At 68.7% G+C, this 17,224-nt stretch carries 15 protein-coding genes and 1 pseudogene; 10 read left to right on the top strand and 6 right to left on the bottom strand.

Annotation, left to right across the window (positions count from 1 at the left end; translation table 11 throughout):
- Positions 1–7 precede the first annotated feature (7 nt).
- Genes gsiD through C7H84_RS04960 form a run of 3 tightly spaced genes read left to right on the top strand, consistent with a single transcriptional unit; the run spans position 8 to position 2,828 of the window.
- Entirely contained in the window at positions 8–901 is an 894-nt protein-coding gene (gene gsiD, locus C7H84_RS04970) for a glutathione ABC transporter permease GsiD (RefSeq protein WP_121857681.1), read from the top strand.
- Positions 901–2,004 (top strand): P1 family peptidase, encoded by a 1,104-nt coding sequence (locus C7H84_RS04965; protein ID WP_121857680.1) that lies wholly within the window; start codon positions 901–903, stop codon positions 2,002–2,004. Before gsiD ends, C7H84_RS04965 begins: the two co-directional genes overlap by 1 nt.
- Complete coding sequence (locus tag C7H84_RS04960) at positions 2,001–2,828, top strand: M55 family metallopeptidase (RefSeq protein WP_121857679.1); 828 nt, start codon at positions 2,001–2,003, stop codon at positions 2,826–2,828. The genes C7H84_RS04965 and C7H84_RS04960 overlap by 4 nt, the downstream gene beginning before the upstream one ends.
- Here C7H84_RS04960 and C7H84_RS37075 read toward each other — a convergent pair.
- The gene (locus C7H84_RS37075) at positions 2,815–3,150 is read right to left on the bottom strand and encodes a hypothetical protein (protein ID WP_240461965.1); all 336 of its coding nucleotides are present in this window, start codon (positions 3,148–3,150) and stop codon (positions 2,815–2,817) included. The genes C7H84_RS04960 and C7H84_RS37075 overlap by 14 nt on opposite strands.
- Before the next feature lie 15 nt (positions 3,151–3,165).
- On the opposite strand from C7H84_RS37075, the gene C7H84_RS04950 reads away from it, so the two are divergent.
- Positions 3,166–3,945, top strand: a complete 780-nt coding sequence (locus C7H84_RS04950; RefSeq protein ID WP_121857678.1) for a helix-turn-helix transcriptional regulator — start codon at positions 3,166–3,168, stop codon at positions 3,943–3,945.
- Between the two features lie 463 nt (positions 3,946–4,408).
- On the opposite strand, the gene pcaG is transcribed toward C7H84_RS04950, so the two are convergent.
- Complete coding sequence (gene pcaG, locus C7H84_RS04945; RefSeq protein WP_121857677.1) at positions 4,409–5,002, bottom strand: protocatechuate 3,4-dioxygenase subunit alpha; 594 nt, start codon at positions 5,000–5,002, stop codon at positions 4,409–4,411.
- Positions 5,003–5,005: 3 nt separating this feature from the next.
- Complete coding sequence (gene pcaH, locus C7H84_RS04940) at positions 5,006–5,713, bottom strand: protocatechuate 3,4-dioxygenase subunit beta (protein WP_121857676.1); 708 nt, start codon at positions 5,711–5,713, stop codon at positions 5,006–5,008.
- Positions 5,714–5,937: 224 nt separating this feature from the next.
- On the opposite strand from pcaH, the pseudogene C7H84_RS04930 reads away from it, so the two are divergent.
- The 4 genes and pseudogenes from C7H84_RS04930 to C7H84_RS04915 all read left to right on the top strand — a co-directional run.
- A pseudogene (locus C7H84_RS04930) lies at positions 5,938–6,195 on the top strand (transcriptional regulator); the annotation flags it as partial.
- A gap of 77 nt (positions 6,196–6,272) precedes the next feature.
- The gene (gene pcaQ / locus C7H84_RS04925) at positions 6,273–7,259 is read left to right on the top strand and encodes a pca operon transcription factor PcaQ (protein ID WP_121857674.1); all 987 of its coding nucleotides are present in this window, start codon (positions 6,273–6,275) and stop codon (positions 7,257–7,259) included.
- Positions 7,260–7,393: 134 nt separating this feature from the next.
- The gene (locus C7H84_RS04920) at positions 7,394–7,753 is read left to right on the top strand and encodes a type II toxin-antitoxin system RelE/ParE family toxin (protein WP_121857673.1); all 360 of its coding nucleotides are present in this window, start codon (positions 7,394–7,396) and stop codon (positions 7,751–7,753) included.
- Between the two features lie 67 nt (positions 7,754–7,820).
- Positions 7,821–8,117, top strand: a complete 297-nt coding sequence (locus C7H84_RS04915) for an XRE family transcriptional regulator (RefSeq protein ID WP_121857672.1) — start codon at positions 7,821–7,823, stop codon at positions 8,115–8,117.
- Between the two features lie 119 nt (positions 8,118–8,236).
- Here C7H84_RS04915 and C7H84_RS04910 read toward each other — a convergent pair whose 3' ends face one another.
- The 3 genes from C7H84_RS04910 to C7H84_RS04900 all read right to left on the bottom strand — a co-directional run bounded on the left by C7H84_RS04910 (position 8,237) and on the right by C7H84_RS04900 (position 15,060).
- A complete protein-coding gene (locus C7H84_RS04910) occupies positions 8,237–9,523 on the bottom strand; it encodes an amino acid permease (protein ID WP_121857671.1) in 1,287 nt (428 codons plus the stop codon).
- Positions 9,524–9,666: 143 nt separating this feature from the next.
- Positions 9,667–14,211, bottom strand: coding sequence for a DEAD/DEAH box helicase (locus C7H84_RS04905; RefSeq protein ID WP_121857670.1), 4,545 nt, complete (start codon positions 14,209–14,211; stop codon positions 9,667–9,669).
- A 324-nt stretch (positions 14,212–14,535) separates the two neighbouring features.
- Entirely contained in the window at positions 14,536–15,060 is a 525-nt protein-coding gene (locus C7H84_RS04900) for a metal-dependent hydrolase (protein ID WP_121857669.1), read from the bottom strand.
- A 20-nt stretch (positions 15,061–15,080) separates the two neighbouring features.
- On the opposite strand from C7H84_RS04900, the gene C7H84_RS36220 reads away from it, so the two are divergent.
- Both C7H84_RS36220 and ggt read left to right on the top strand, forming a co-directional pair.
- Positions 15,081–15,251: a hypothetical protein gene (locus C7H84_RS36220; RefSeq protein ID WP_162999205.1), complete on the top strand. Its 171-nt coding sequence runs from the start codon at positions 15,081–15,083 to the stop codon at positions 15,249–15,251.
- Positions 15,252–15,453: 202 nt separating this feature from the next.
- Complete coding sequence (gene ggt, locus C7H84_RS04895) at positions 15,454–17,175, top strand: gamma-glutamyltransferase (protein WP_121857668.1); 1,722 nt, start codon at positions 15,454–15,456, stop codon at positions 17,173–17,175.
- Positions 17,176–17,224: the final 49 nt, after the last annotated feature.

The following is a 17,224-nucleotide window of genomic DNA, read 5'->3' as shown; positions in this document are numbered from 1 at the left end:
GGCGCGCATGAACGCGACTGTCCAGCCCGCGGCGCCGGCCGCATCGAGCGCGATCCGCACGCCGTGGCGCGAATTCTGGCGCAAGTTCCGCAAGCAGACCGTCGCGCTGGTCGCGGGCGGCTTCGTGCTCGCGCTCGTCGTGCTCGCCTTCGTCGGCCCGCACATCGTGCCGTTCGATCCGGAAAACTATTTCGACTACGATGCGCTGAACGCGGGGCCGTCGGCCGTGCACTGGTTCGGCGTCGACTCGCTCGGCCGCGACATCTTCAGCCGGATCATCACCGGCACGCGCATCTCGCTCGCGGCCGGCTTCTTCTCGGTCGCGCTCGGCGCGCTCGTCGGCACGTTCTTCGGGCTGCTCGCCGGCTACTACGAAGGCTGGTGGGACCGCATCACGATGCGCGTCGCCGACGTGCTGTTCGCGTTCCCGGGGATTTTGCTCGCGATCGGCGTGGTCGCGATCCTCGGCAACGGGATGATCAACGTGATCTGCGCGGTCGCGATCTTCAGCATCCCGGCGTTCGCGCGGCTCGTGCGCGGCAACACGCTGATGCTCAAGCACATGACCTACGTCGAAGCCGCGCGCAGCATCGGCGCGTCCGACTGGACGATCATCATGCGGCACATCCTGCCGGGCACCGTGTCGTCGGTCGTCGTGTACTTCACGATGCGGATCGGCACGTCGATCATCACGGCCGCGAGCCTGTCGTTCCTCGGGCTCGGCGCGCAGCCGCCGACGCCGGAGTGGGGCGCGATGCTCAACGAGGCGCGCGCGGACATGGTGACCGCGCCGCACGTCGCGATCTTCCCGAGCCTCGCGATCTTCCTGACCGTGCTTGCGTTCAACCTGCTCGGCGACGGGCTGCGCGACGCGCTCGATCCGAAGCTGGAGCGCCGCTGATGCATGCAGGACCGATGTGGAGCACGACGCTGCCGTCCGGGCCGCGCGGCACGATCGCCGATGTGCCCGGCGTAACCGTGGGCCATGCGACGCTCGATGCCGGCAACGTGCAGACGGGCGTCACCGTCGTGAAGCCGCACGCGGGCGACTTGTACCGCAGCAAGGTGCCGGCCGGCGTGGCCGTGATCAACGGTTTCGGCAAGAGCGTCGGGCTCGTGCAGGTCGACGAGCTCGGCACGCTCGAGACGCCGATCGCGCTGACCAACACGTTCGGTGTCGGCACGGTCGCACAGGCGCAGATCCGCGCGGCGATCGCCGCGAATCCGCGGATCGGCCGCGACTGGTCGACCGTCAACCCGCTCGTGTTCGAGTGCAACGACGGCTATCTGAACGACATCCAGGCGTTCGCGGTGACGGCCGGACATTACGACGACGCGTGCCGCACGGCCGCGCGCGCGTTCGCGCGTGGCGCGGTGGGCGCCGGTCGCGGGATGTCGTGTTTCGACCTGAAAGGCGGCATCGGCTCTGCATCTCGCATCGCCGTCGCCGCCGGCCGGCCGTATACCGTCGGCGCGCTCGTGCTCGCGAATTTCGGCCGGCTGCCGATGCTGACGCTCGGCGGCGTGCCGCTCGGGCGCATCGTCACGCAGCGGCGTACGGCCGCGGCCACGGCCGTGCAGGCCCACGCGGCGGCGCCCGAACAAGGCTCGATCATCGTGCTGCTCGCGACGGACGCGCCGCTCGACTCCCGGCAACTGTCGCGGCTCGCCCGTCGCGCGGGCGCGGGGCTCGCCCGTACCGGGTCGGTCTACGGGCACGGCAGCGGTGACATCGCACTGGCGTTTTCCACCGCGTACACGATCGGCCACGACGCATCGACCATCGCGCTGCCGGCTCTCGTGGCCGATGCGGCGCTCGATCCGCTGTTCATGGCCGCGGCCGAAAGCGTCGAACACGCGATTGCCGATGCGCTGCTGCACGCCGTGACCGTGACTGGGCGCGACGGTCACGTGCGGCAGTCGCTGCGCGACGCGGTACCCGATCTCGAGCGGCTGTTCAACGCAAGCAACGAAAGCAACGAAGGACGTCCGACCCATTCATGAAGATCCTGATCTCGACCGACATCGAAGGCGTCGCCGGCGTGTTCGCCGCCGAACAGACGCGTGCCGGCAATCCGGAATACGAACGCGCTCGCCGCTGGATGACCGCCGAGGCGAACGCGGCAATCGAAGGCGCGTTCGCGGGCGGCGCGCAGGCCGTCTGGGTCAACGACTCGCACGGCGGCTTTCGCAACCTGCTGCCCGACGGGCTCGATGCGCGCGCGCGCGTCGTGCTCGGCAAGCCGCGCACGCTCGGGATGATGGCGGGGCTCGAACAGCAGCCCGACCTGGTGTTCATGATCGGCTTTCATGCGAAATCGCAGACGCGCGGCGTGCTTGCGCACACCATCAACGGCTTCGCGTTCACGCAGGTGTGGCTGAACGGCGTCGAGCTTGGCGAAGCCGGGCTGTACGGGGCGCTCGCGCGTGAATACGGCGCGCACGTCGCGCTGGCGTCGGGCGACGACGTATTCGCCGAGGAAACCCGGCCGCTGTTTCCGGATGCACGTTTCGAGACGGTCAAGACGGCCGGTGGCGCATCGAGCGGCGAGACGCTCACGCCGGCCGCGTCATGCGCGCGCATCGCGACCGCCGCACGCGACACGGTCGCGCAGGCGCTGTCGTCCGGCTGGCGCGCGACCGCGCATCGGCCCGCGCCGGCCGCTTGCACGCTGCGCGTGCAGACGGCCGCGCTCGCCGATCTGTTCTGCGTGCTGCCGTCGCTGGAACGGGTCGACGCGGTGACGCTGCGCTTCGACGGGCCGTCGGTCGAGCATGTGGTACGCACGCTGAACAGCCTGTCGGCGATGTCGTTCATGCTGCGGTGAGGTGGGGCGACCGGAGGCTGCTGCACGGCACCGGCGCATCGGCGCCTCGGTAGTCCATGAATGCATGGGCGAAGCGCTCGCGCGACAGCCACGGCTCGACGGGCTTGCACGCATGCGCGTCGCCGAACCGGCCGTACAGCAGGAGAACAGAGTGGGGGCCGTCCCCCACGGGATGAAGGGCATTGGGCATCTCCGCTTCGAAGCAGTCGCTATCCGGCCGATTCGGCCGTCGGGTCTTGCGATCGGCCACCCCGGTCGCACGAGCGTGGAGCGGATCGTAAACCGAGCGAAGGTGACCCGCCTTCAATATCGGGTCATTCATGATGGAATTCGGGCCTTGAGAAATACGCTGCTAGATCCCTACGAACATATTCCGCGTAGCGTGGTCGTGACCGCCAACGACTACGCGGCCGGCACGACGTTTCCGGAGCACGCGCACCGGCGCGGACAGTTCGCGTTCCTCTCGCGCGGCACGCTCAGCGTGTCGACGCCGCACGGCCGCTGGCTGGTGCCGCCGCAGCGCGCGTGCTGGGTGCCGGCCGGCGTGCGGCACGAAGCGACGATGACGGGCCCCGTTACGCTGTTCAGCGCGTTCGTGGCCGACGACGCGGCGCGCGCGGCGGGGCTGCCGGACGAGTGCGGCGTGTACGGCGTGTCGCCGCTGTTGCGGCAACTGATCGACGAGGCGATCGACCTGCCGGCGATGTACGACCTCGACGGCCGCGCGGGCAAGCTGATGGCGCTGCTGGTCGCGGAAATCGCGACGATGCCGCGACTGTCGCTGCACGCGCCGCTGCCGGCCGACGCGCGTCTCGCGAAAATCTGCCGGCACTTGTTCGCATCGCCGTCGATCGCAGCCGATCTCGACCAGGTGGCGACCGATGCGGGCGTGAGCCGGCGCACGTTCACGCGGCTGTTCCGCGCGCAGACCGGTGTGAGTTTTGCCGCGTGGCGTCAGCAGGTCTGCATGCTCGCGGCGATCACGCGCCTGAGCGACGGGCAGCCGGTGACGCGGGTCGCGTTCGACCTCGGCTATGCGAGCGCGAGCGCATTTACGTCGGCGTTTCGCCGCATTCTCGGCGATACGCCGAGCCGCTTTCTCGAGGCGCGCCGCTAATCGGAACGGCTGAGGCGGCGCGGACTTTGCGGTTGCGGCTGCGGACGAAAAAAACGCGCCTGCCCGGGTTTCGGTCAGACGCGCTTAAAGGCACTCGGTTAGAAAAATGCGCGATCGGCCGACGAGGCCGCATGCGCGCATGGGTTCGTGAAATTGTTGCTTCAGGCGATTCAATCATATTGATGCGGTGCGGATAACGAAGCATACGCTGCATAGCGCGCAAACGATATCGTGTCCGCCGCGCCATCGATGTGCGGTTGCAGCATGCGTTTGAATCGGTCGTTCGATACCCGGTCCGAAGCACTCAACCATCGACATCGGATATCGCGCGCAGGCGTGCTGCGGCACAACATCGAAGTTCGCCGCCGGAAAACGAAAACCGCCGCGTGATGCGATACCGGTTGATATCGCGCCACGCGGCGGTTCGGGCGGGGAGCCGGCCTGCGCCGGCGCGCGTCATACGTCACACGTCGAAGAACACCGTTTCTTCCGGCCCCTGCATGCGGATGTCGAAGCGGTACACGACAGGCCGGCCCGGCTGCGCGTCGCGCTTCGCGACGAGCGTCCCACGCCGTTCGGCCGGCACCAGGTTCAGCACCGGATCGGCGGCGTTCGCCGCGGCTTCGTCGTCGAAATACACGCGGGTGAATGCGTGGGTCAGGATCCCGCGCATCATCACGGTCACGTTGATGTGCGGTGCTTCGTCGGCGGCGATGCGGCCCGGCTTCACCGTCGAGACGACGAAACGCTGCTGCGGGTCGGTGCCCGTGCCGACACGTGCGAAGCCCGTGAAGCCGGATTTCGCGATGTCGTCGGGCGATGCGGGATAGCGGCCCGCGCCGTCCACCTGCGTGAATTCGAGCACCGCGTCGCCGACGACATTGCCGTCGCCGTCGAACACCTGGCCGACCAGCAGCATGTGCTCGCCTTCGGCGTCCGGCGTGGCGATCGCCGGCGTGAACAGGCTCTTCAGGTCGTAATCGTATTGCTGCGGGCACAGGCCGTACGCGAAGTACGGGCCGACCGTCTGCGAAGGGGTTTGCTTCAGCGTCGTCATGGTTCAGCGCTCCATCGGGGTAGCGTCGCGGCCGCGCAGCACGATGTCGAATTCGTAGCCGAGCGCATAGCCTTCTTCGGTGATGTCCATCGAGAAGCGCGAGATCAGGCGCTCGCGCGCCTGTTCCGGCGTGCCCTGGAAGATCGGGTCGTACGCGAGCAGCGGATCGCCGGGGAAGTACATCTGCGTGACGAGGCGCGAGCTGAAGTAATCGCCGAACAGCGAGAAGTGGATGTGATTCGGGCGCCACGCATTCGGATGGTTGCCCCAAGGGTATGCGCCGGGCTTGATCGTCAGGAAGCGGTAGCGACCTTCGTCGTCGGTCATGCAGCGGCCCGCGCCGAGAAAGTTCGGGTCGAGCGGCGCGTCGTGCTGGTCGACCTTGTGCACGTAGCGGCCGGCGGCGTTCGCCTGCCACACTTCGACGAGCGTGTTGCGCACGGGCTTGCCGCCTTCGTCGAGCACGCGGCCGGTGACGACGATGCGCTCGCCGAGCGGCTCGCCGTTCTTCACGGCGTTCTTCGTCAGATCGTGGTCGAGCGCGCCGAGATCGTCAGTGCCGTAGACGGGCACGTACTGGTCGCGCAGCTTTTCCTTCAACGGGATTAGCGGGCGGGTCGGGCCGCGCTTCACGGACGAACGGTACTCGGGGTGAACATAGGCCGGATGCGACGGCCAGTCGCGCGGCGTGAGGATCGTGGGGGAATCCATCGGGCGTCTCCTGTTAGGTATTTCTCGAAGTGGATGGCAAGACTTTAGCCAATCCGGAAAGTTATGCAAAATGACCTTTTTTCGCGAATCGCATAACCATTCGTTATGCCTGGACGCGCCAATGAAAATCCGCCGGACAGGTGGCCTGTCCGGCGGAAAAAGCGATCGGGCTTCGCGTCGTCGGTGACGACTCCGTGCACGGCCCTCCAGCCCGCCCGTCGCTCCACGCGCACGTGCTCGACGATTTCCTCGGCAGCCGCTTCGACGGCCCCGGCGAGACGATGACGTTCCTGCAAGGGATGCTGACGGACGCCGCCGCCGCGGAGCTGGAACAGGAGCTGCGGCGGCTCAGCAGCAAGGCGGCGGCGCTGCATGCGGAGTCGTCGTCCGCGCCGCTCGGGCAGAAGCACGGCACGGCCCTGCTGATCGCGAAACGGATCTGGGAGCCCACCGGATTCCACGCGCTGCGACGTCATGCGTGACGCCGCGCCGAATGCTTGGGCCTTTCCGGAAAGTTATGCAAAATGACGGGATATCCCCATTCGCATAACCGCCCGTTATGAATAACCGTATCGCCGACGGCCGCGTCAAGTTCCGGCACCTGCAGTGTTTTCTCGCGGTCGCGCAGTCGGGCGGCGTGCAGAAGGCGGCCGAAAGCCTGTCGATCACGCAGCCGGCCGTGTCCAAGACGATCGCCGAACTGGAGTCGATTCTTGGCGTGAAGCTGTTCGAACGCGGGCGGCACGGCGCACAGCCGACCCGCGAAGCGCAACTCTTCATCCCGCATGCGAATGCGTGCGTGCTCGCGCTGCGGCAGGGCGTCGGTCTGCTCGCGCGCGAAGGCGGCGCGGCCGCGGCGACGCTCGAAATCGGCATGCTGCCGACAGTTGCGGCCTCGCTTGCGCCGGCGTTGATGAAGGCGCTGACCGCACGCTGGCCGCGCATCGTCGTGCGGATCGCGACCGCCGCGAATACCGAACTGCTGGAGCGGCTGAAGGCGGGCGCGATCGAATGCGCGATCGGCCGCCTGTCGGAGCCGGAGCGGATGATCGGGCTCGCGTTCGAGCAGTTGTACAACGAACCGCTCGTCGCGGTCGTCCGCGCCGGACACCCGCTGCTCGCGAGTGCCGCGCCGGCTGCGGAGCTCGCGCGCTATCCGGTCGTGCTGCCGCCATTCGGCACGCTGATCCGTCAGTCGGCCGAGCAACTGCTCGGTGCATGCGGCGCGCCGCCGCTGGATTCGTTCATCGAGGTGTTGTCGGTGTCGGTCGCGCGCGCGCTCGCGCTCGAGAACGACGCGGTCTGGTTCGTGCCGCTCTATGCGGCCGAGTACGACCTGTCGGCCGGTGCGCTCGCGCGGCTGCCGCTGCCGTCGGCGGGCACTGACGAGCCGGTCGGGCTCGTGTTGCGCACGGATGCGCAACCGTCGCCGGTCGCGCGCACGCTGATCGAGGCCGTGCGCGAGATCGCGCAGGCGCGGTTCGGCGATGCGCACACCCGGCACGCGCCCCGTCGCGCGGGCAAGTCGCCCCGCCGCGTGCGTTGAGACGCCCGGCAGGGCCTGGGCGGACGATGTCCGGCCGCCGTTCCTTCACCGTCGTTCGTTGGCCGTTCGGTCAGTAGTGGGCGTCGTCGTGCTTGGCGTATCGTACCGTTTTTGGTACACTCGATGACACGACGATGGCGAGACAGCAGATTCAGATCACGCTCGGCGTGCGGTTCTTCCGCTCCGCGCGTGGCAACGAGCCGGTGCGCGAATGGCTCAAGGGGCTCGGGCAGATCGAGCGCCGGGTGATCGGCGAGGAAATCAAGACCGTTCAACTCGGCTGGCCGCTCGGCATGCCGCTGGTTCGGAAGATGTCGACGGATCTGTGGGAAATCCGCGTGATGTTGCCGCGGCGAAGCGCGCGCGTGCTGTTCACGGTCGTCGGCGACACGATGGTGCTGCTGCACGCGTTCTTCAAGCAGTCGCAGGCCACGCCGTCCGACGATCTCGACGTCACCGTCGCGCGGCTGAAAGCGCTCATGCGCGCCATCTGAATTCCCGGTTGCGCCGGCACATGCGATCGCCGCCGTGCCGCCGGCCACGCCATGCACTGGAGTACCCATGACGACTACCAACAACCCGCATATCGGCAGCGACTTCGACACCTTCCTCGAGGAAGAAGGCCTGCTCGAAGCCGCCACCGCCACCGCGATCAAGCGCGTGATCGCGTGGCAGATCGGGCAGGAAATGAAGGCGCAGCACATCACCAAGACCGCGATGGCCGCGCGGATGAAAACGAGCCGCGCCGCGCTCAATCGGCTGCTCGACGAAACCGACACGAGCCTCACGCTCGCGACGCTCGCCAGCGCGGCCACCGCACTCGGCAAGCGCCTCAGTTTCGAGCTGGTGCCGGCCTGACGCACGCACCTTGATGGTACGCAGCCGGTGCGCGGCCGGCCGGCGTGTCGCGGCGAGCGAACGCATTGGCGTTCGCGCACGGCACCGGCGTGCGCTCAGGTGCGCGGTCCGGTGCGCGATCAGGTGCGCGGCCCGGCCATTCGGAGATACAGCAGCGCACCGCCCGCGAGCAGCAGCGGGCACAGGAAATACCAGCCGGTCGTCAGGAACAGGCCGGCCACGGCCACCAGCGAAATCCATGCGCAGCGATAGGCGATGCTGCCGCGCGGCAGCAGTTTCAGTGCGGCCGCCGCACCGAGCCCGTACACCATCACGAAGCAACCGGAGGTCACGAGCACGAGCGGTTTCGGCCCGACGTCCGAGAGCGTCGTCGCGGCCAGCGCAACTACGGCCAGCACCGCGATCACGCCGAGGCTGCGGCGCGGCACGCCGCCGACCTGGCTGCCTTGCGCGAGCCATGCGGGCAGCGCGCCGTCGCGGCCGAGCGCCGCGCCGAGTTTGGCCGCACCCGCGAAATACGCATTCATCGTGCCGAGCGTGAGCAACAGCGCGGCCGCGGCCGCGAGCACCTGCGCGTGGCCGCCGATGCCGCCCGCGATCAGTTCCGCGAGCGGCGCGCCCGACGCGCCGGCCGACGGGCCGAGCACCATCACGCTCGCGCCAGCCACCGACAGATAGAGCAACCCGACCACCACGACCGCGATGCCGGCCGAGCGCGGCATGTCGTGCGCGGGCCGGCGGAATTCGGCGGCGAGGTGCGTGATCGCTTCCCAGCCTGCGAAGCTCCACACGAGCAGCGCGGCCGCCTGGCCGACCGCGAGCCAGCCGTGCGGCGCGAACGGTTGCAGGTTCGCGGTGCGCGCATGCGGCGCCGATGCAAGCACGGCGGCCAGCAGCAGCGCGACGAGCAGCGCCGACAACACGAGCTGCATGCGACCCGACACCGTGACGCCGAACGCATTCGCGGCCGACACCGTCGCGATCAGTGCGGCGGCCGTGACGATCACCGTCACGTGCCCGCCGCCCGTGACGGCCGCGACGTATGCGCCGCCGAACATCGCGGCGGCCGGCGCACCGGCCGGCACCGCGAAATAGAAGCACCAGCCGACGATCGCCGCGGCCTTCGGTCCGAATGCGCGTCGCGCGTAGGTCGATACGCCGCCCGCGTCCGGGTAGCGTGCGCCGAGTGCGGCGAAGGTGGCGGCGAGCGGCCCCGACAGCACGACGAGCGCGGCCCAGGCGAGCAGCGACGCAGGGCCCGCGACTTCAGCGGCCAGCGCAGGTAACGCAATGACGCCGGTGCCGAGCACCGCGCCGACATACAGCGCGGCGCCCTGGAAAATCGTCAGCGAGCCCGCGTGATGAGCGGCGGACGAATCGGCGGGCGAATCGGCATGCGAGGACATGAAAGGCAGTCTCCGGAAGGCTTGTTGTGCGCGCGGTCGTTTGCGCGATGGATCGTTCGACGAATCGCTCGATGCTACCCGAACGTGCGCGCCGATGCCGCGCGGCGTTTAGTAGTCCGCGACGTGCTGCGTGTCAGCCGATGTCAGTAGCGGCGCGCGAGTCGCAGCCGCGCATCTTCGCGCGCGGCGGGCGGCAGGTCGGGGAGGTAGTGGAAGGTGCCCGACACGAGCGACGCGATGGGCACGCCGTCGCGAAACAGCACGCGATTGCCCGCGAGCGCGGGCACCTTGTCGCCGGGCAGCAGCGTGCCGGCGAGATTCAGCGGATCGGCGCCGGTCACGCACACGTATTCGCCGTTGCCCGGTTGGCGACGCAGTTCGCGCAGGATCGGAATCGCTTCCGGCAACGCGAACTGCTCGCCCGCGAGCCCGGCGACGAAGCGCCCGCCGCGAATCTCGCCGCGCGCTTCGAGACGTTGCAGCACGCGGACGAGCTCGCGCCAGCTCGGCAGCCAGTCGGCCTCGCGTTCGAGCAGGCGCCAGAACACGACGCCATAGCGTCGCAGCAAGGTCCACGCGATGTGTTCGAGCGCGTCGGGATCGGTCGCGCCCGCACCGCGCTTCGGTGTCGACGTCGGCGAAGGCGTAGGCGTAGGCGAAGACGAAGACGCTTCGTTCGGCGCCGACACGCGTTGCACGAGCGCCCAGCGCCCCGCGTCGTCCATCCCGCCGATCAGTGCGCCGCCGCGCCGCGTGCGCGGCGCATACGTCGCGCTGCGCTTGACGGCCGGTTTCAGCAGTGCGCGCAGTCCGGCGAAGCTGTCCGCATTCACGAGACCTGCCGACACGAGTTCTCCGAGTGCCTGTTCGAGTTCGACGGGCAGCATGTGCAGTTCGTCGAGCAGCGCATCGAAGAACATCGCGCCGTGTGCGACGAGCGCATCGCGCACCTGCGTCGCGCGCGCGGACAGCGCCGGTTGCGCGTCCGGGTCGCGCAGTGCCTGCCATGCGCCGAGGTGGCGGCGCGGCAGCAGCACGACCGGCGTCGTCTTCACGGGCGTGCCGGCCGCGCGGGCCGGCGCGCCGATGCGGGTCCACACGAGCTTGCCCGAGCGGCACAGCTCGTCGAGCCCGCCGGCCGTGTAGTCGGTCAGCCGCGCGGGCAGCAGCGCGTCTTCCCATGCGCTTGCCGCCGCTTCGTAGCCTTCGAGCTGTTCGACGATGGCCGCGAGCGCGTCGCGGCCCGTGCCGCGCGTGTCGGGCGTCAGGTGCTGCCAATGGAACAGGAAGCGCATGAAGTCGGCGCGCTCGACCGGTTCGATCTCGCGGCGCAGCCGCTTCACCGTATAGCGATGAATGCGCGCGAGCAGGTGGCGTTCGCACCATTCGTCGGTCGTCGCACCCGGCGTGAAGCGGCCGCGCATCACGTAGCCTTCGCGCTCCAGCGCCGTGAGCGCCGTCGCGATCGCCGCCGGCTGCAGGCCCAGCGGCTGCGCGATGGCGTCGAGCGCGAGCGGGCCGAAGCCGGTGAGCCGCGCGCGCATCACGTCGACGAGCGCGGCGTCAGGCTCCCAAGGCTGCGCGCACGCGGCCGGCACCTTCAGCGCGGGCGCAACGCGCGCGTCGGGATGCAGCTCGCGCAGGCACACCAGCCGCTCGACCGGCACCCACAGCGCCGTGCCGTCCGGCGTGACGAGCATGGTCGCACGACGGCGCTCGGCCAGTTCCGCGAGCAGCTCGGGCCAGCCCGCGTGCGCGTGCGCTTCGCTGTCGGCGACACACGCGAGCGTAAGCAGCGCATCGTGCATTTCGTCCGCATCGCGCACGAGCGGCCATGCTTCGTCGCGCACCGCGTCGATCGCGTCGGTGTCGAGCGCGCCGAGATCGTCGGCCGATTCGGGGTCGCTCCAGCGGCGCGACTGCACGGCTTGCGTGCGGCGCTCCTCGAGCGGTGCGTCGTCGAGGAACGCATAGGGTTTCGCGTTCAGGATCTCGGCCGCGAGCGGCGACGGCGCGGGCAGGTCGCGCGCGATCAGCTCGATCGCGCCGCTTTCGATCCGGCGCAGCAGTGCGAGCCAGCCTTCGGTGTCCATCGCGTCGTGCAGGCAATCGTCGAGCGTCTGTTCGACGAGCGGGTGGTGCGGGATCTCGCGTTCGCCGACGACGTTCTCGAGGCACGCGACCTGGTCCGGAAACACGGTGGCGAGCAGGTCGTCGCTCTTCATCCGCTGCAGTTGCGGCGCGGTGCGCCGGCCGCCGGTGAAGCGCGGCAGCGCGAGCGCGGTCGTCGCATTCCAGCGCCAGCGCACGCCGAACATCGGCGCGTCGAGCAGCGCCTGGACCAGCACGTGCTCGGCGCTGGCCGAGCGTAGGTAGCGCCACACTTCGTCGAGCGCGAAGCTGTGCGCAAGCGACAGCGACAGAATGATCGCGTCGTCGGTCGCGGCGGCCTGCAGTTCGAAGTTGAAATTGCGGCAGAAGCGCTTGCGCAGCGCGAGCCCCCACGCGCGGTTGATGCGGCTGCCGAACGGCGAATGGATCACGAGCTGCGTGCCGCCCGATTCGTCGAAGAAGCGCTCCATCACGAGCGTGTCCTGCGTCGGCAATGCGCCGAGCGCAGCACGCGTGCGGGCGAGGTAGTCGGCGATCTGGCGCGCCGCATCGGGTGACAGGTGCAGCTCGTCGGCGAGCCAGCGCAGCGCCGGTGCGAGACGGCTCTCGGCCGGGGCGAGTGCGGTGTCGTCGGCTTCACCGGGCGACTCGGTGACGGCGCGCGCTTCGGCCGCGGCTTTAGCCTTGCCGCGTGTGCTCGCGTCTGTGCTCGTTTTGCCGGCCGCGTCGCCGCTCGTGCGCTCGCCGCGACCGGATGGCGCGTGGCGGTCGCCTTCGGCGAACAGCGCGTCGAGCCGCGCGCGCAACCGACCGACCGCCGCCGACAGCTCGTCGCTGCGTCCGAGCCCCTCGCCGAGCCAGAACGGAATGCCCGGCGACTGGCCCTGCGCATCCTCGACACGCACGCGGCCCGTTTCCACGCGGATGATCCGGTACGACTGGTTGCCGAGCTGGAACACGTCGCCTGCGAGGCTCTCGACCGCGAAATCCTCGTTGACGGTGCCGACCTGGATGCCCTGCGGTTCCAGCAACACGGCGTAGTCGGCCATGTCGGGGATCGTGCCGCCCGACGTCGTCGCCGTCATCATCGCGTTGCGGCGACCGCGCACCGTGCCGCCGACCACGTCGCGGTGCAGGTACGCGCCGCGCACGCCGCGGCGGCTCGTGAAGCCTTCCGCGAGCATCTTCATCACGTCGTCGAAGCGTTCGCGCGACAGGCGTGCATACGGCGCCGCACGCGTGAAGCTCGCGTACAGCGCGTCCTCCTGCCATTCCGCGCATGCGACTTCGGCGACGATCTGCTGCGCGAGCACGTCGAGCGGCGCTTCGGGAATCCGCAGTGCATCGAGCTCGCCGCGTTGCACGCAGTCGAGCAGCGCCGCGCATTCGACTAGCTCGTCGCGCGACAGCGGGAACAGACGGCCCTTCGGCACGCCGCCGACATGGTGCCCCGAGCGGCCCACACGCTGCAGGAATGGCGCGATCCCGCGCGGCGAACCGACCTGGCACACGAGATCGACGTCGCCGATGTCGATGCCGAGCTCGAGCGATGCGGTCGCGACGAGGAGCTTCAGCTCGCCGCGCTTGAGCCGCTGTTCCGCATCGAACCGATGCTCCTTCGCGAGACTGCCGTGGTGCGCGGCGATCGCATCCTTGCCGAGTCGGTCCGCGAGATGGCGCGCCATGCGTTCGGCGGTGCGCCGCGTGTTCACGAACACGAGCGTCGTGCGATGCGCGGCCGCGAGCGCGGCGATCCGGTCGTACACCTGCTCCCACACGTCGGTCGCCATTACCGGTTCGAGCGGCACGTTCGGCAGTTCGAGCGCGAGATCGCGTTCGCGCGTGTGACCGGTGTCGACGATCGTGCAGTCGCGCGGCGCATCGGCCGGGCCGCCGACCAGGAAGCGTGCGACCGCGTCGATCGGCTTTTGCGTGGCCGACAACCCGATGCGCGGCAACGCGCGGCCGGCCAGCGCGTCGAGGCGTTCGAGCGACAGCGCCAGATGGCTGCCGCGCTTGGACGAAGCGAGTGCATGAATCTCGTCGACGATTACCGAGCGCACACTCGACAGCATCTGCCGTCCCGACGTGGACGACAGCAACACGTACAGCGACTCGGGCGTCGTCACGAGGATGTGCGGCGCGCGCTTGCGCAGCGCCGCGCGTTCGGCCTGCGTGGTGTCGCCGGTGCGCACGGCGGTGCGGATCGCCGGCACCGGCAGGCCGAGCTGCGCGAGGGATGCGGCGATGCCGGCGAGCGGCGCGTCGAGGTTCACGTGGATGTCGTTCGACAGCGCCTTCAGCGGCGACACGTAGACGACGAGCGTTGCGTCGGGCAGCGCGCCGTCGTGTGCGAGCGCATCGCGCACCAGATCGTCGAGCGCGCACAGGAATGCGGTGAGCGTCTTGCCGGAGCCTGTCGGCGCGGCGACGAGCGTCGACCGGCCGGCCTTGATGTGCGGCCACGCGAGCGCCTGCGCACCGGTCGGTGCGGCGAACGTGCGGTGGAACCACGCGGCGACGGCCGGGTGGAACACGTCGAGCGCATGAGCGGGGCGGGTGGCGGTGACGTCCATCGGAGCTTGAAATGGGGTGCGAGTGCGCGGGCGGCCGCGCGCGAATCGTCAGTGTGCCAGACGTCGCGGGGATGTGTCGGGCACCACGCGCGCGGTGTGCGCGCGTCGAAAATACAGATGAGGCGCGGTGCCGGCGTTTCAATAGGCGTGCGTGAACAACGGCGCCCGTGCGGTCGCGGGCGCCGGTTTTGCGAGCGGAAAAACTCGGGTTAGACGTGGGCCGGGAGGATCCGGGGGGCAGCGGTCGCGGCGATATGCGGCTACGTCCGGCCACACGCAATTACACGCGCAATTGCACGCGCAATTCCACGCAATGACACCCAATTACACGCGATGCAGCCAGCCGAGCCAGTGTTCGAGGAACGGGGCACGCGTCCACAGCGATTGCGCGAGCCACAGCGTGCCGCCCCATGCGGCGGCCACGACGATCAGGTCGCAATGTCCGCTGTTCCACAGATTCAGCGAATGACGTCGCCAGATCCACGGCACTCCGAGCGGATTCGGCCAGTCGGCGAGCAGGTGCATGACGCCGCCGCACGCGAAGCCGAAAAGCGGCGCGGCCCACAGCGGATGCGGATGATGCGTGAGCCCGTGCCATCCAAGCGCGAGCAGCGCGATCCAGCCGATGCCCCAGTGCGTGACGGTGCGGTGCGTGATCCACACGCGGCGCTTGCGGGTCCACCACGCGACTTCGAGCCAGTCGGGTGCGGTGCCGCCTGCGACGCCGGCCGCGAACGCGGCGAGCAGGCCCGTGTGCCACGTGCCGGTCGCGCCGGTTTGCGCGACGAGGACGGCGGCGGCGACGCCGGCCGCGAAGCCGGACGCGTGATGCGCGTTGTGTGATGCCATAGGAAACGAGACGAAGAAGCGTGAAGCGGCGCGTGAATGCAAAGATGCGGCGCGAAAGCGGGGCGCTATCTTCGCAGATAGGCGTGCGCCGCGGGCGGTCGATCGCGGATTTTTTTGCGTTCGGCGCGTGCCCGCTGCGCACGACGCAACTTTCGGTTTTTGTGCGCGTCGCAAGCACGCAGGATGCGTGAAATTTCGACCGATCCGTGTAGCAGTTTTTACGCGGCGCCGCATCGCACCACACACGTTTAGCAACCTTTCGTCGCGGCCTCCGTGTTCGACCCTTTTTCTGCTCCTATACTACGAAACCGCACGTGGCCGTCGGCGCGCCAGCGGCCATAAGCGGATCGGGTGCCTTTCCGGCCCGAACGAGATCCATATGGGAGACACGCAATGACTACGTTGAATCGTTTCAAAACATCCGCCGCCGTGCTCGCGACGGTCACCGGCATCGGCTTTTTGCCGAACGCGCCGGCTTATGCGAAGGGACCGCAGCCGGCCGTCCTGACGAGCTCGGCGGTCGCGGTGGCCGACAAGTACAGCGCGGATGCCGCGGAGCGGATCTTCAAGGAAGGCGGCAACGCGATCGACGCGGCCGTCGCGATCGCGTTCACGCTCGCCGTCACGTACCCGGAAGCCGGCAATATCGGCGGCGGCGGCTTCATGACGATCTACAAGGACGGCAAGCCGTACTTCATCGACTACCGCGAGCGCGCGCCGCTCGCCGCCACCAAGGACATGTACCTCGACAAGGACGGCAACGTCGTCAAGGGCATGAGCCTGTACGGGCCGCGCGCAGCCGGTGTGCCGGGCACGGTCGCGGGCATGTGGGAAGCGCAGAAGCGCTTCGGCAAGCTCAAGTGGAAGCAGGTGCTCGCGCCGGCGATCCACTATGCGCGCGACGGCTTCGTCGTCGACGAACAACTGGCGCAGCGCGGCGTCGACGCATCGAAGGAATTCGGCGGCAAGACCAATTTCGACAAGTATTTCTCGGGCCTGAAGGCCGGCGTGAACTTCAAGCAGGCCGATCTTGCCGACGTCCTGACGCGCATCGCGAACAACGGCGCGGAAGGGTTCTACAAGGGCAAGACGGCCGAGCTGATCGCCGCGTCGATGAAGACCGGCGACGGCAACGGGCTGATCACCACCGAGGATCTCGCGCAATACCGCGCGGTGTGGCGCCAGCCGGTGCAGGCGAAGTGGAACGGCTATGACGTGATCACCGCGCCGCCGCCGAGCTCGGGCGGCATCGGCCTCGTGCAGCTGCTGAAGATGAAGGCCGACCGCAAGCAGGACTTCGAGGGCGTGAAGCTCAATTCGCCGCAATACATCCACCTGGTCGCGGAAATCGAGAAGCGCGTGTTCGCCGATCGCGCGCAGTACCTCGGCGACCCCGACTTCTACAAGGTCCCGATTGCGCAGCTGACCGACGATGCCTACATCGCGAAGCGCGCGGCGGAAGTCAACCCGAAGGAGCCGTCGGATACCAAGAGCGTGCAGCCGGGCCTCGGCACGACGATGCCGGAGAAAGCGGAAACGACGCACTTCTCGGTCGTCGACAAGTGGGGCAACGCGGTGTCGAACACGTACACGATCAACGGTTATTTCGGCTCGGGCGTGATCGCCGACGGCACCGGGATCGTGCTGAACGACGAGATGGACGACTTTTCCGCGAAGCCGGGCGTCGCGAACATGTTCGGCGTGGTCGGCAGCGATGCGAACGCGATCGAGCCGAAGAAGCGTCCGCTGTCGTCGATGTCGCCGACGATCATGACGAAGGACGGCAAGGTATCGCTCGTGATCGGCACGCCGGGCGGCTCGCGGATCTTCACGTCGATCTTCCAGGTGATCAACAACATCTATGATTTCAAGATGCCGTTGAAGGAGGCCGTCGGCGCGATGCGGTTCCACCATCAGCTGCTGCCGCCGAATACGATTTTCTGGGAGCCGTACAAGCCGATCGAAGGCGAACTCGCGAAGCAGCTCGAGGCACGCGGCTATACGCTGAAGGGGCAGGATTTCAGCGGCGACATCCAGGTGATCAAGATCGACGGCAAGACGCCGGAGGCGATGGCCGATCCGCGCGGGCGCGGGGTCACGCGGATCATTCGTTGACGGAGCCGGCCGGCTGCGCGACCGCTTTGGCGGTCGTGTCGACGGCGAT

The organism is Burkholderia sp. Nafp2/4-1b (assembly GCF_003635165.1).
Classification (GTDB): Bacteria; Pseudomonadota; Gammaproteobacteria; order Burkholderiales; family Burkholderiaceae; genus Burkholderia.
Note: the sequence above shows the minus strand (reverse complement) of the source record. Positions and strands in the feature narration are given on the sequence as shown.

Bases quoted from the DNA above. Each gene is read 5' to 3' on its own strand.
- gsiD (WP_121857681.1), top strand. From the start codon at position 8: ATGAACGCGACTGTCCAGCCCGCGGCGCCGGCCGCATCGAGCGCGATC.
- C7H84_RS04965 (WP_121857680.1), top strand. From the start codon at position 901: ATGCATGCAGGACCGATGTGGAGCACGACGCTGCCGTCCGGGCCGCGC.
- C7H84_RS04960 (WP_121857679.1), top strand. From the start codon at position 2,001: ATGAAGATCCTGATCTCGACCGACATCGAAGGCGTCGCCGGCGTGTTC.
- C7H84_RS37075 (WP_240461965.1), bottom strand. From the start codon at position 3,150: ATGAATGACCCGATATTGAAGGCGGGTCACCTTCGCTCGGTTTACGAT.
- pcaG (WP_121857677.1), bottom strand. From the start codon at position 5,002: ATGACGACGCTGAAGCAAACCCCTTCGCAGACGGTCGGCCCGTACTTC.
- pcaH (WP_121857676.1), bottom strand. From the start codon at position 5,713: ATGGATTCCCCCACGATCCTCACGCCGCGCGACTGGCCGTCGCATCCG.
- pcaQ (WP_121857674.1), top strand. From the start codon at position 6,273: ATGAATAACCGTATCGCCGACGGCCGCGTCAAGTTCCGGCACCTGCAG.
- C7H84_RS04920 (WP_121857673.1), top strand. From the start codon at position 7,394: ATGGCGAGACAGCAGATTCAGATCACGCTCGGCGTGCGGTTCTTCCGC.
- C7H84_RS04915 (WP_121857672.1), top strand. From the start codon at position 7,821: ATGACGACTACCAACAACCCGCATATCGGCAGCGACTTCGACACCTTC.
- C7H84_RS04910 (WP_121857671.1), bottom strand. From the start codon at position 9,523: ATGTCCTCGCATGCCGATTCGCCCGCCGATTCGTCCGCCGCTCATCAC.
- C7H84_RS04905 (WP_121857670.1), bottom strand. From the start codon at position 14,211: ATGGACGTCACCGCCACCCGCCCCGCTCATGCGCTCGACGTGTTCCAC.
- C7H84_RS04900 (WP_121857669.1), bottom strand. From the start codon at position 15,060: ATGGCATCACACAACGCGCATCACGCGTCCGGCTTCGCGGCCGGCGTC.
- ggt (WP_121857668.1), top strand. From the start codon at position 15,454: ATGACTACGTTGAATCGTTTCAAAACATCCGCCGCCGTGCTCGCGACG.